This is a genomic window from Alkalicaulis satelles (genome assembly GCF_008630495.1).
In the GTDB taxonomy this organism is placed as follows: Bacteria; Pseudomonadota; Alphaproteobacteria; order Caulobacterales; family Maricaulaceae; genus Oceanicaulis; species Oceanicaulis satelles.
The window spans coordinates 288836-300854 of record NZ_VWOJ01000001.1 but is presented as its reverse complement, the minus strand read 5'-3'; the positions used below and the strand labels follow the sequence as shown (position 1 = coordinate 300854).

Genomic DNA, 12019 nt, shown 5'->3' with positions numbered 1-12019 from the left:
CTGGCGGGAGGCCTTTTGCGGGGCTTCATACAGGCGACCGGGCCGCAGCGCCAGCATTGGCGGCGGCGATGCGCATCCGCTAAGGTCCGGGGCTCACAAAAGACGCGCGCCTGGCGCGCCGCCACGACTGCCTCGCGGGGAGACATCATGATCAAGACCTGGCGCGCCGCCCTCACGGCGCTGACCGCTATCGCTTTTGCAACGCCGGCGGCGCTGGCCGAACCGGCCAGCTTCTTCCAGGTGGAGGGCGTGGAGTACGATCCGGCGGTCACGGTGTTTGAAGATCACGCCGGTTACGAGATCGGCGAGCGCGTGGTGGGCTATGAGGACCTGCTTGGCTATGTGCGCTATCTGGCGCAAGCCTCGGACCGTCTCATCGTCAACGAGATCGGGCGCTCCCATCAGGGCCGTCCGATCCTGAAATTCACCATCACCAGCCCCGAAAACCACGCCCGCCTGGACGAGATCCGCGCCGCCCACCTGGCCCGCCTGCGCGGCGACGCCCCGGCGGACGCCGCGCCCATCGTGGTGTGGATCAATTACGGCGTCCACGGCGCGGAAACCTCGTCCATGGACGCGGCCATCCCCTTCCTGCATCACTTCGCAGCCGCGCGCGGCGAGGAGATCGAGGAAACGCTGGCCAATACCGTGATCCTGGCCACCGTCACCCATAACCCGGACGGCCATGCCCGGCGCATCGACCATGTGGAGCGCTTCTCCAGCCGCGTGCCGGTCACCGACCCGGCCCACGAGATCCATAATCTGTGGGGTCTGGCGCGGGTCAATCATTACGGCTTTGACCTGAACCGCCAATGGCTGTTGCTGACCCAGCCCGAAGCGGTGGCCATCACCACCGCCTGGCAGAGCTGGAAGCCCATGGTGACCGGCGATTATCACGAGATGGGTCACAACTCGCCCTATTATTTCCATCCCGGCGTGGAGACCCGGCGCAATCCGCTGATCAATGTGCGCGCCCGCGAGCTGACCTATGAGATCGCCCGGCGCCACGCCGCCTTCATGGATTCCGAGGCGCGCCTCTACGCCACCCAGGAAGTGTTCGACAATTTCTATATCGGCAAGGGCTCGACCTATCCCCAGCTCTCGGGCTCGCTGGGCATATTGTTCGAGGCGGGCGCGGCGCGCGGCGGCCAGATCATGTCCGAGCATGGCCTGGTGACCAATGCCGACAATGTGCGCACCCAGTTCCGCACCGCCCTGACCACGGTTCAGGGCGCGCTGGACATCCGCGACGATCTGATCGCCTTCCAGCGCGATTTCTTCGCCGAAAACGCCCGCCAGGCCGCCCGCGCCAACGCCCAGGCCTGGGTGTTCACCGCGCCCGGCGATCCCGAGCGCGCGCGGCGTTTCGTGCGGCTATTGCGCACCCATGACATCGAGGTCTACGCCGCCGCGCGCGATATCCGCGCCAGCCGCGGCGCCTACCGGGCTGGCGAGAGCTTCATCGTCCCGGCCCGCCAGCTCCAGCACCGGCTGATCCGCGGCATTTTCGAGCGCTTCACCGAGTTTGAGGAGAATGTGTTCTACGATGTGTCGGGCTGGACGCTGCCGCTGGCCTATAATCTTCAATATGACGCCCTGCCCGGCGGCATGTTCTCGCCCCTGCCTCTGGGTGATCTGGCCGAGGGCGCGTTCCAGAGCGCGCCCGCGCCCGACCGCGCGCCCTATGGCTATGTATTTGACTGGTCGCACACATTTGCGCCGCGTGCGCTGAACCGCGTGCTGGAGGCCGGGCTGATGGCGCGCGCCGCGCGCGAGCCCTTCACCCTGGTCACCACCCAGGGCGACCGCGAGTTCGGGCGCGGCTCGGTGTTCGTGCCGCTGGCCCGCCAGGACCAGACGCCGTCGCAAATCCACGCCCTGATGGAGACCATCGCGCGCGAGGACGGCGTGCCGGTGGCCGCCGCCGCCACGGGCCTGACCCGCAATATCGGCCGTGATCTGGGCGCCTGGACGGTGTTCCGCACCCTGACCGCGCCCAAGGTGGTCATCGCGTTTGATGACGGCATCTCCTGGAATGACGCCGGGGAGATGTGGTGGACGCTCGACCACCAGCATGAAATGGCCGTGCTGCTGGTTCCGGCCAGCCGGCTCGCCCGGCTGGACTGGACCAACTACACCCATCTGATCCTGCCCGGCGGCAATCCCTCGATGGATGACGCCACAAAGGACATCCTGTCGCGCTGGGTGCGCTCGGGCGGAACCGTGATCGGCGCCCGCCAGGGCGCCCAATGGGCCGAGCGCCGCCTGCTCGATATCGAGGCGCCCGAACCCGCCCGGCCTGAAAACGACAGCCCGCTGCGCCTGGACTTCAACCAGATGCAGGTGCGTGACGCCGAGCACATTCTGGCCGGGGCGATTTTCGAGACCGATCTGGATGTCACCCACCCCATCGGCTGGGGCTATGGCGCGCGCAAGCTGCCGGTCAACCGCAACACCGCCTTCACCCTGACCCGGCCCGACGATCCCTTCGCCACGCCGGTGCAATACGCGCAGAACCCGCTTCTGAGCGGTTACGCCTCGCGCCATCGTCTTGAGGAGATTGCAGGCACGCCCGCCGTCACCGTGCGCCGCCAGGGCCGCGGTTCGGTGATCCTGTTTGCTGACAATCCGGTCTTCCGCGCCACCTATCCCGGCACGGAGCGCCTGCTCATGAACGCCATCTTCTTCTCATCGGTGATGGATGGCAGCCGCGGGCTGTATGAGGATGAGGCGGAGCTGAACTAATCCAGCTTGCCGATCGTGGGGATGCTCCAGCCGAACCGGATGGCGCATCCCCGGATCACAAACGCGCCCAGCGCCCCGGCGATGGCCGCCGTCCCCTCGCCCAGCCCCAGCGCCACCGCCAGCACGTAGAGCCCGGCGCCGAACAGGGCGGCCAGCGCGTAGATCTCGGCGCGCAGGATCAGCGGCACGTCATTGAGGATCACGTCGCGCAACAGCCCGCCAAAGGCCGCGCTCATCACCCCGGTGAGCATGGCGATGGACCAGTGCGCGCCCACCGACAGCCCGGCCTGCGCGCCGATCACGCAGAACACCGACAGGCCGATGGCGTCGGCCCAGATCATCGCTGCACGCCGCGCGCCGATCTCGCCGCGCACGATCTCCGAGCCGTAATAGCCGATGATCCCGCCGGCCACCGCGACGGCGAGATATTCAGGCGATTCAACCCAGTAGACCGGCAAACGGCCCAGCACGATATCGCGCACCGTGCCCCCGCCCATGCCCGTCACCGCGCCGATCACGGCGGCGCCGAACGGGTCCAGCTGCTTGCGCGCCGACAAAATGCCGCCGGTGGCCGCAAAGAAGAAAATCCCCGCAAAATCGAGGATGGAGAACACCAGCGCCACGCTCATGGCCAGACCCTTGCGGCTTCACCGCCAGCCATAGCCGAGCGTGCGCGACTGCGCCAGCATAGCCAATGCCGGGCGTGAATTGACCTGCACTCTCTGTGACCGACTAATTCTTCGAATAAACGCCCGAATTTCGTCGATGTCAGGATCGGAACACTGCTAGGCCAGCTTGCATGAAAAACGTTTTGCCGTCTGACGCCGAGCTTTATGAAGCCCTGATAGCACGGGAAGTGCGCTGGGATGGCCGCGCCTTCGTGGGCGTTACAAGTACGGGGATTTTCTGCCGTCTCACTTGTCCGGCTCGTAAGCCCAAGCGCGAGAATTGCCGGTTTCTCGACAGCGCCGCAGCTTGTTTAGAAGCTGGCTTTCGCCCATGCAGGCGCTGCAAGCCGCTAGAACACGGGATGGAACCGCTCGTGGCGTCGCTGGTTCAGGCGCTGGAGGCCGATCCGGGCCGCCGGTGGCGGGAGAGCGATCTGATCGCCTTGGGCCATGATCCATCTACCGTCCGCCGGGCCTTCCGGCGCCAACTTGGCTTAACTTTTCTGGAGTTGGCGCGTCTTCGCCGGGTGCAGGAAGGCCTCTCAGCCCTGGGCGGAGGCGATAGCGTGATCGGCGCACAGCTGACCGCAAACTACGAATCCGCGAGCGGGTTCCGCGCGGCTATGGCCCGTTTCCTGGGCCTTGCGCCCGGCGCGTTCCGAACGGACGCAAGCCTGCAGGCAACACCCATCCCAACGCCTCTGGGGACAATGATCGCGGTTTGCGATACGGACCGGCTTCACCTGCTGGAGTTCATGGACCGCAGGGCGCTTGCAGGCGAGTTGCAACGCCTCGCCAATTCCAGCCCGGACGGGCTGGGATGCTCACGGCGCCCGATCCACGACCTGATAGAGATGGAGCTGAATGCTTATTTTGCCGGTGAAGCGGTGAGTTTCAAGACGCCTTTGGCCCTGCATGGCGGCCCGTTCGAGCGGGAGGTATGGCGCCATCTTCAGGATATCCCGCGCGGCGAGACTCGCAGCTATGGGCAGATAGCCTCCGCCATGGGCCGTCCCGGCGCCAGCCGCGCTGTCGCGCGGGCCAACGGGCTCAATCAGATCGCGATTATCATCCCCTGCCACCGGGTCATAGGCGCGGACGGCGCTCTTACCGGCTATGGCGGCGGACTGCACCGCAAGCGCGCTCTGCTGGACCTCGAACACACGCCTCAACCTCAAACCGGGATACCCGCACCATGACAACCTTGGCCGCCCGATTTAGAAGCCTGCATGCCTCCGCCGCGCCCCTTGTACTGTTCAATGTCTGGGATGCGGGCAGCGCCAAGACGATCGCCGAAAGCGGGGCCAGCGCCATCGCCACCAGCAGCTGGGCTGTGGCTGCGGCGCAAGGGTATGCCGACGGTGAACACCTTCCGTTCGACCGCCTAGTGGACTGCGCGCGTCGCATCGCCGCCACAGTCAGCCTGCCTGTCAGTATGGACGTGGAGACCGGCTATGGCGCTAGCGCGGAGGCTGCGGCGCGCAGCGTGGTGACCATCGTCCAGGCGGGCGTGGCGGGCATTAATCTGGAGGATCGCAACCCCTCAGGCGACGGACTGGTGCATGTGGAAGCTGCAGCCGAGCGGATCGCGGCCATACGCAAGAGCTTGACTGCGCACGGGCTGGACGCCTTCATCAATGCGCGCTGCGATGTGTTTTTTAGCGGCGGCGTGGATGACGCCGCATCGCAGGCTAGCCGGCTGACCGAATCGGTGCGGCGTGCCGAAGCCTATCTCGCCGCTGGCGCAGACGGCATATTCCTGCCCGGCCTGTCCGACCTGACCCTCGTGGCCGAGGCCGTGTCGGCGATCGCAGCGCCACTCAATATTATGGTCAATGCTCCTGATGCCATTAGGCCCCTGCGCGAAGCTGGCGTGCGCCGGATCAGCTTCGGTCCTGCGCCATTTATCACGGCGATGAACGGGCTGAGCAGCGCGTCGCGCGCGGCATTCGCCGCCTGACGGGCTCGCTTTGGGTCAACCCGGCGTGGGATAGTTGGGCGCCTCGCGGGTGATGGTCACGTCGTGGACATGGCTTTCGCGCAGGCCCGCATTGGTGATGCGCACAAATTCGGCCCTGGCCTGGAAGTCGGCGATGGTGGCTGCGCCGGTATAGCCCATGGCGGCGCGAAGCCCGCCGACCATCTGGTGCAGGATCGGCCCCACCGGGCCCTTGTAGGGCACCTGGCCCTCAATGCCTTCGGGCACCAGCTTCATGGCGTCGGTGACTTCCTTCTGGAAATACCGGTCCGCCGAGCCGCGGGCCATGGCGCTGACGCTGCCCATGCCGCGATAGGCCTTGTAGGAGCGGCCCTTGAACAGGAACACCTCGCCGGGCGCTTCCTCGGTGCCGGCCAGCATGGAGCCCATCATCACGCAATCGGCGCCCGCCGCGATGGCCTTGGCGAAATCGCCTGAATACTTCACCCCGCCATCGGCGATCACCGCGCCGTCAAAGCCCTGGCGGGCGCGCGCGGCGTCCATGATGGCGGTCAGCTGGGGCACGCCCACGCCCGCCACCACGCGGGTGGTGCAGATCGAGCCCGGCCCGATGCCCACTTTCACGCAGTCCGCGCCCGCATCGAACAAAGCGCGCGCGCCGTCATAGGTGGCGATATTGCCGGCCACTACTTGCGTCTTGTTGGAGGCTTTCTTGATGCGGCGCACCTGTTCAATGACGCTGGCCGACATGCCGTGGGCGGTGTCGATCACCAGCACGTCCACGCCCGCATCCATCAGCGCCTCGGCGCGATCAAAGCCCGCATCGCCCACCGTGGTGGCCGCCGCCACGCGCAGGCGCCCGTGCTCGTCCTTGGCGGCGCTGGGATGGGCCTGGGCCTTTTCCATGTCCTTGACGGTCATGAGACCGACGCAGCGCCCGCCCTCGTCCACGACCAGCAGGCGTTCAATGCGGTGCTTGTGCAGCAGGCGGCGCGCCTCGGCCTGATCGACGCCGGGCATGACCGTGACCAGATTCTCGCGCGTCATCAGCGAGGCGACAGAGGCGCTCAAGTCATCGGCGAAGCGCACATCACGATTGGTGATGATGCCCACCAGCTTGCCATTGGGCCCCGCGCCCGCCTCCACCACCGGAATGCCGGAGATGCGGTGGCGCTCCATCAGGGCGCGCAAATCGGCCAGCGTGGCTTCAGGCGTGATGGTGATGGGATTGACCACCATGCCGCTCTCAAAGCGCTTGACCCGGCGGACCTCCTCGGCCTGCTCCACATTGGTGAGATTGCGGTGGATCACGCCCATGCCGCCGGCCTGGGCCAGGGCGATGGCCAGATTGGCCTCGGTGACCGTATCCATGGCCGCCGACAGGATCGGGATGTTCAAGGGGATAGACGCGGTCACGCGGGTGCGCACGTCAGCCTGGGCGGGCAAAACCTCGGACGCGCCGGGCTGCAAGAGCACGTCGTCAAAGGTGAGCCCCTCGCGAATCTGCATGGGGAGGCCTCCTTCTCTCTTGCGGGGCCGACTTAACAGGTCTGGCGCAAAGGGCAAGGGGAGGCGCTCAATCGCGCTCAGTCCCCTCCTGGGGCGCCGGCGGCAGATCGGCCGGATCCACCGGCTCGCCCGGCACCGCGTAGGCGCCCGAGAACCACCGCCCCAGATCCGCATCGGCGCAGCGGCGCGAGCAGAACGGGCGGTAGGCTTTCACCACGGGCTGGCCGCAGATCGGACAGCCGGACTTGTGACGGCGCGCGCTCATGACGCATGGGCCTGATGGGCGCGGGGGCCGAGCGCGGCCGCCAGCTCCAGCGTGAATCGCTCGCCCAGACGCGACTTCATGGCCTTGCGCCAGCCGATGGGGTCGGCGTCCAGCCAGGCGTGAATATCCGCGCCGACTTGCAGGGTCAGGCGCGCGCCGCGATTGGCCGCGCCCTCGCGCTCCAGCCCGCGCAGGGCGGCCAGCGCTGCGGTCTCCACGCTTGCAACGCCATAGCGCTCCCAGCTGATCTCGTGCAGCGCCCGGCCCAGGCGCTGGCGGGCCAGCTCGACGATGGCGAAGCGCGAGGCCGGGGCGATGTCCACCTTGGCCGGATCATTGCGGAAAGCCCCGCGCAGGGCCTGGTCCAGGGCGGCCTGATCGGCGCGCTTTTTCAGCGGCAGGAAATCGATGGCCACCACCCCGCCAATGCCGCGCAGGCGGATCTGGCGGGCGGCCTCGCGCGCAGCCAGCTTGTTGAGATCCATGGCCAGACGCCCCGCCCCGCCCGGATTGGCGCGCGCGCCGGCATCCACATCAATGGCGGTGAGCGCGGTGACCGGCTCGATCACCAGACGCCCGCCGCCAGGCAGCGCAACCACCGGCTCCAGCGCCTCGTCAAACAGGGCGTCCAGATCGATGCCGGCTTCTTTCGGGCTGCGCACCGGCGCGTCGAACGCCATGGACAGGCGCTCGGCCAGAGGCGGCGCGGTGATCACGGCTTCAGGCGCTTCGCCGGGCGCCACCTCGAACAGGGCGAGCGTGGGGCCTTTTTCCTGAAACGCCTCGCGCTGGACCTGCACGCCAATCGCTGCACCTTCGTGCAGCCCGTCCGGGCGGCCCGCCTTGCCAAACGGCAGGAAGCCCGCCGGCCCCCGGCCCAGCTCGCAGAAGGCGCCATTGAGCCCGGCTTCCACCTTCACCACCCGCGCGCGATAGACCTCGCCGCGCTGCGCGCGCTGGCCGCGCTCGCTCCAGCGTTCGAGATGCAGCTCCACGGCCCGCTCGCCATCGATGACGGCGGCGCGGGTCTCACCCACATGATCGGCGGCGACGATTCTCAAAACCTGTACCCCAGTCCGGTCAGCAGCTGGCGGGTCTCATAGACCGGCAGGCCGACAACGCCCGTATACGATCCGGTCAGCGAGACGATGAACGCCCCGGCCCGGCCCTGAATGCCATAGCCGCCCGCCTTGCCCTGCCACTCGCCGCTGTCGAGATAGGACGCGATCTCCGCCTCGCTCAGCGGTTTCATCTTCAGCCGGGTCTCGCTCAGCTTGCTGGCGGCGCGCCCGTCCGGGGCGCGCACGGCCACAGCGGTGAAAACCTTGTGATTGCGCCCTGAAAGCAGCCGCAGGCAAAGCTCGGCTTCAGCGCGCGCCAGCGTCTTGGGCAAGATGCGCCGGCCCACCGCCACCACGGTATCGCTGGCCAGCACATAGCATCCGGGATGATCTCTGGCGTCCAGCTTGCCGCGCGCCAGCCGGCCGGCATGCTCGCGCGGCGTTTCCCCGGCCAGCGGGCTTTCATCGATATCGGCGGGCGCAATCTGGTCCGGCGGCGCGCCGATGCGCGTCAGCAGCGCCTGGCGGCGCGGCGACGCGCTCGCCAGCACCAGGGGCGCGCGCGATGCGGTCACGGGATTACTTGAAGCGATAGGTGATGCGCCCCTTGGTCAGGTCATAGGGCGTCATCTCGACCAGCACCTTGTCACCGGCCAGCACGCGGATGCGGTTCTTGCGCATCTTGCCGGCGGTATGGGCGATGATCTCGTGTTCGTTCTCAAGGCGGACCTTGAAGGTCGCGTTGGGCAGGAGTTCGACGACTTCGCCGGGAAACTCGAGCAGTTCTTCCTTCGCCATGCGGCTCCTCTTGTTTTTGCGCCGGTCTGATGCGGCCCAGCAGCGCGACGGCGCTATATAGTCCGCTCTCCCCGCCCGCGTCGAGCCTCCAGAGCGTCAGGGCGCATCGCGCCAGCGCGCAACCCGCTCGGCGATCAGGTCACGGGTGGCGCGATAAGCGTCCAGGCGCGCCTGGCGCACGCCCTCCACCCGGGCCGGATCGGCCACCGGCCAGAACTCGTACGCCGCCCCGCGGCGCTCGGCGAAAGCACTGGCGGCCTCGGCGGCCTCGGGCGCCAGGCACACCACCAGCTCCACCGGCGCGTCGGCGGTGGATTCCATGTCGCGGCATTCGAATGTGCTGAGGTCCTCGCCCAGCTCGTCCATCACCGCAATCATGAACCCGTCCGGCCAGGGCGCAGGCTCCACGCCGCAGGACATGACCAGGGCGCGCGGACCGAAGCGGCGCCGCCACAGGCGCTCGGCCATGGGCGAGCGCACCGCATTGCGGGCGCATACAAACACCACGGTCGGGACGTCAGCCGCGCTCACGCGCCTCTCCGGTGCAGGGCGCAGATCAAGGTGAACAGGCGCCGGGCGGTGTCGAAATCCACCTCGATCTTGCCCGCCAGACGCTCGCGCAACAGCGAAGAGCCCTCATTGTGGACCCCGCGCCGGCCCATATCGATGGCTTCGATCTGGGCCAGCGGCGCATCGCGCACCGCGGCGTAATAGCTGTCGCACATCAGGAAATAGTCTTTCAGGATGCGCCGCAGCGGCCCCAGCGAGAATACGAACATGCGCACCGGACGTCCGTCCTGCGTCTTGACGTCGAACACCAGGCGCTGGTCCTCGATGGCCAGGCGCAGCGCATAGGGGCCGCCCTCGGCGCCGGCCGGCTCGAACACGTTGGAATCCAGCAGGTCAGCGATGGCGACCCGGCGCTCATGCTCGACCGCCTCATCGGCCTTGCCGATGGAGATCTGGTCCAGCTCCACCGCGATCAGGCGATGCTCGCTCATGAGGGCGCCGCCTTGCCGCCGGACGCGTCAGGATGACCGGGACGGGCCATGGCGCGCCAGGGACGCGACACATCGGCCAGCGCCGCGTCGATGCATTCCACCTCCAGGCGCAAGGCGCCGCCGCCGGAGAAGGTGAGGATCAGCGCGCCGCCGGGCGCTTCGCCCGGCTCGAAGCTGAGCGCCAGGAGATTGACCACCGCATCGCGCGCGCCCTGTTTCAGGCGCTGGGAGCGCACCGAGAGCACCGAGCCGATCTGCAAGGCGGCGCGCACCCGCTCGCCCCGCCCGCGCGCCGGGCCTTCCCAGCGATAGCGGTTGAGCGCCAGGGTGAAGCGGCGCGCCTTTGGCTCATACTGGAAATCGCCCAGCGTCCCGGCGGCGTCCTGCAGCGCCGCCGACAGCACCGGCAGATCTTCAGGGTTCTGGGCGATCAGGCGCAGCGCACGCTCGGATGACATTCAGGCGGTCTCCTCGCTGCGGCGCGCGATATCGGCCCCGCAGGCGGACAATTTGTCTTCAAGCCGCTCGAACCCCCGGTCGAGATGGTAGATGCGGCTCACCACGGTCTCACCTTCCGCCGCCAGCGCGGCGATGACAAGGCTGACCGAGGCGCGCAGGTCCGTGGCCATGACCTGGGCGCCCTTGAGCTTCACCGGGCCGCGCACGATCGCCTCATTGCCGCGCACATCAATGCGCGCGCCCAGGCGCGCCAGTTCGGGCGCATGCATGAAGCGGTTCTCGAAAATGGTCTCGCGAATCACGCTGGCTCCGTCAGCCTGGGTCATCAGCGCCATATATTGGGCCTGCACGTCCGTGGGAAAACCCGGAAAAGGCTCGGTCTGCATGTCCACGGCGCGTAAAGGCCCCGAGCGGGCGATATCGACATGGTCAGCCCCCAGGGCGATCTCCACGCCCGCGCGGCCCAGCAAGTCCCATAATGCGTGATTATGATCGGGAACCACGCCCTCCAGGCGCACCCGCCCGCCCGCCGCGGCGGCGGCGATGGCGTAGGTGCCGGTCTCGATCCGGTCGGGCGTGACGGTCCAGTCCGCGCCGTTCAGGCGCTCCACGCCCTCGATGGTGATGGTGTCGGTTCCCGCGCCGGTGATTTTCGCGCCCATGGCGTTGAGGCAGCCGGCCAGATCGGCGATCTCGGGCTCGCGCGCGCAATGCTCCAGCACGCTCTGGCCCCGCGCCAGCACGGCGGCCAGCATGGCGTGCTCGGTGGCGCCCACCGAGACCATGGGAAAGACGATGTGCGCACCGGTCAGCCCCTTGGGCGCGCGGGCGTTCACATAGCCTTCCGACAGCTCGATTTCAGCGCCCAGCGCCTCCAGCGCCATCAGGTGCAGATTGACCGGGCGCGCGCCGATGGCGCAGCCGCCGGGCAGCGAGACCCGGGCGCGGCCCTGGCGCGCGATCAGGGGGCCGAGCACGTTGAAGCTCGCGCGCATCTTGCGCACCAGATCATAGGGCGCGAACGGCTCGTTCAGATCGCGCGCATGCAGGCGCAGGCGCGCGCCGGCCTGTTCCTCCACCTCAACGCCCAGACGCGCCAGCAGCTGGCCCAGAAAGCGCACATCGGCCAGGCGCGGCATGCGCGACAGAACCAGCGGGCCGTCGGTGAGCAGCGCGGCGGCCATCAGCTTCAAGGCGGAGTTCTTCGCGCCGGAGATGGGAATGACGCCCTGAAGCGGGCGTCCGCCGCGAATGACAATCTGGTCCATGAAGCCAAAACCGCCCTGTGCTGAAACCGTGGATGAAAAATCAGACCCCATGTGCGCGCGTCCGGCGCGGCGCGCAAGGGGCGCAGCTTACTCAGCCTGTGATGACGGCGCCGGGCCCGGCCCGGCCTGAGCCCCGGCTTCGGCCTCATCGCGGCGCGGCGCCTTGCGCCGGCGCAGATTGGCGCGCAGGGCCTCGGCCAGGCGCACCTCGCGGCTGTCAGGCGCAGGCGGAGCTGTATCGGGTGCAGAGCGTGTCATGAGACTGGAATGGCGCCGCCTGCAACTGGGGTCAAGCCCGGCCTTGGC

Annotated in this window: 14 protein-coding genes; 3 read left to right on the top strand and 11 right to left on the bottom strand. The window is 68.0% G+C overall.

What is annotated here, in order from left to right:
* The first annotated feature begins 147 nt into the window (after nt 1-147).
* Nucleotides 148-2745: a M14 family zinc carboxypeptidase gene (locus tag F1654_RS01430; RefSeq protein ID WP_150021723.1), complete on the top strand. Its 2598-nt coding sequence runs from the start codon at nt 148-150 to the stop codon at nt 2743-2745.
* On the opposite strand, the gene F1654_RS01425 is transcribed toward F1654_RS01430, so the two are convergent.
* Nucleotides 2742-3374: a trimeric intracellular cation channel family protein gene (locus F1654_RS01425; RefSeq protein ID WP_150021722.1), complete on the bottom strand. Its 633-nt coding sequence runs from the start codon at nt 3372-3374 to the stop codon at nt 2742-2744. The genes F1654_RS01430 and F1654_RS01425 overlap by 4 nt on opposite strands.
* A gap of 170 nt (nt 3375-3544) precedes the next feature.
* On the opposite strand from F1654_RS01425, the gene F1654_RS14070 reads away from it, so the two are divergent.
* Entirely contained in the window at nt 3545-4612 is a 1068-nt protein-coding gene (locus F1654_RS14070) for a bifunctional transcriptional activator/DNA repair enzyme AdaA (RefSeq protein WP_150021721.1), read from the top strand.
* Nucleotides 4609-5373 carry an isocitrate lyase/PEP mutase family protein gene (locus F1654_RS01415; RefSeq protein ID WP_150021720.1) on the top strand — a complete coding sequence of 255 codons (765 nt, stop codon included), beginning with the start codon at nt 4609-4611 and terminating at the stop codon, nt 5371-5373. Before F1654_RS14070 ends, F1654_RS01415 begins: the two co-directional genes overlap by 4 nt.
* A gap of 15 nt (nt 5374-5388) precedes the next feature.
* Here the strand turns inward: F1654_RS01415 and guaB are convergent, their stop codons facing one another.
* The 10 genes from guaB to F1654_RS13835 all read right to left on the bottom strand — a co-directional run bounded on the left by guaB (nt 5389) and on the right by F1654_RS13835 (nt 11971).
* Complete coding sequence (gene guaB / locus F1654_RS01410) at nt 5389-6861, bottom strand: IMP dehydrogenase (RefSeq protein ID WP_150021719.1); 1473 nt, start codon at nt 6859-6861, stop codon at nt 5389-5391.
* A 67-nt stretch (nt 6862-6928) separates the two neighbouring features.
* The gene (locus tag F1654_RS01405) at nt 6929-7126 is read right to left on the bottom strand and encodes a DNA gyrase inhibitor YacG (protein WP_150021718.1); all 198 of its coding nucleotides are present in this window, start codon (nt 7124-7126) and stop codon (nt 6929-6931) included.
* Nucleotides 7123-8187, bottom strand: coding sequence for a ribonuclease E/G (locus F1654_RS01400; protein ID WP_233205054.1), 1065 nt, complete (start codon nt 8185-8187; stop codon nt 7123-7125). Before F1654_RS01400 ends, F1654_RS01405 begins: the two co-directional genes overlap by 4 nt.
* Nucleotides 8184-8762 carry a Maf family protein gene (locus F1654_RS01395; protein ID WP_150021717.1) on the bottom strand — a complete coding sequence of 193 codons (579 nt, stop codon included), beginning with the start codon at nt 8760-8762 and terminating at the stop codon, nt 8184-8186. The genes F1654_RS01400 and F1654_RS01395 overlap by 4 nt, the downstream gene beginning before the upstream one ends.
* 4 nt (nt 8763-8766) lie before the next feature.
* On the bottom strand, nt 8767-8985 hold the full coding sequence (infA, locus tag F1654_RS01390; protein ID WP_150021716.1) for a translation initiation factor IF-1: 219 nt from the start codon (nt 8983-8985) through the stop codon (nt 8767-8769).
* Between the two features lie 96 nt (nt 8986-9081).
* The gene (locus tag F1654_RS01385; protein ID WP_233205053.1) at nt 9082-9516 is read right to left on the bottom strand and encodes an arsenate-mycothiol transferase ArsC; all 435 of its coding nucleotides are present in this window, start codon (nt 9514-9516) and stop codon (nt 9082-9084) included.
* The gene (locus tag F1654_RS01380; protein WP_150021715.1) at nt 9513-9986 is read right to left on the bottom strand and encodes a UPF0262 family protein; all 474 of its coding nucleotides are present in this window, start codon (nt 9984-9986) and stop codon (nt 9513-9515) included. Before F1654_RS01380 ends, F1654_RS01385 begins: the two co-directional genes overlap by 4 nt.
* Nucleotides 9983-10444 carry a DUF2948 family protein gene (locus F1654_RS01375; protein WP_150021714.1) on the bottom strand — a complete coding sequence of 154 codons (462 nt, stop codon included), beginning with the start codon at nt 10442-10444 and terminating at the stop codon, nt 9983-9985. The genes F1654_RS01380 and F1654_RS01375 overlap by 4 nt, the downstream gene beginning before the upstream one ends.
* Entirely contained in the window at nt 10445-11713 is a 1269-nt protein-coding gene (murA, locus tag F1654_RS01370; RefSeq protein ID WP_150021713.1) for a UDP-N-acetylglucosamine 1-carboxyvinyltransferase, read from the bottom strand.
* Nucleotides 11714-11800: 87 nt separating this feature from the next.
* Entirely contained in the window at nt 11801-11971 is a 171-nt protein-coding gene (locus F1654_RS13835; protein ID WP_199200414.1) for a hypothetical protein, read from the bottom strand.
* Nucleotides 11972-12019: the final 48 nt, after the last annotated feature.

Excerpts from the sequence above, each read along its gene's own strand:
- F1654_RS01430 (WP_150021723.1), top strand. The coding sequence starts at position 148 with ATGATCAAGACCTGGCGCGCCGCCCTCACGGCGCTGACCGCTATCGCT.
- F1654_RS01425 (WP_150021722.1), bottom strand. The coding sequence starts at position 3,374 with ATGAGCGTGGCGCTGGTGTTCTCCATCCTCGATTTTGCGGGGATTTTC.
- F1654_RS14070 (WP_150021721.1), top strand. The coding sequence starts at position 3,545 with ATGAAAAACGTTTTGCCGTCTGACGCCGAGCTTTATGAAGCCCTGATA.
- F1654_RS01415 (WP_150021720.1), top strand. The coding sequence starts at position 4,609 with ATGACAACCTTGGCCGCCCGATTTAGAAGCCTGCATGCCTCCGCCGCG.
- guaB (WP_150021719.1), bottom strand. The coding sequence starts at position 6,861 with ATGCAGATTCGCGAGGGGCTCACCTTTGACGACGTGCTCTTGCAGCCC.
- F1654_RS01405 (WP_150021718.1), bottom strand. The coding sequence starts at position 7,126 with ATGAGCGCGCGCCGTCACAAGTCCGGCTGTCCGATCTGCGGCCAGCCC.
- infA (WP_150021716.1), bottom strand. The coding sequence starts at position 8,985 with ATGGCGAAGGAAGAACTGCTCGAGTTTCCCGGCGAAGTCGTCGAACTC.
- F1654_RS01380 (WP_150021715.1), bottom strand. The coding sequence starts at position 9,986 with ATGAGCGAGCATCGCCTGATCGCGGTGGAGCTGGACCAGATCTCCATC.
- F1654_RS01375 (WP_150021714.1), bottom strand. The coding sequence starts at position 10,444 with ATGTCATCCGAGCGTGCGCTGCGCCTGATCGCCCAGAACCCTGAAGAT.
- murA (WP_150021713.1), bottom strand. The coding sequence starts at position 11,713 with ATGGACCAGATTGTCATTCGCGGCGGACGCCCGCTTCAGGGCGTCATT.
- F1654_RS13835 (WP_199200414.1), bottom strand. The coding sequence starts at position 11,971 with ATGACACGCTCTGCACCCGATACAGCTCCGCCTGCGCCTGACAGCCGC.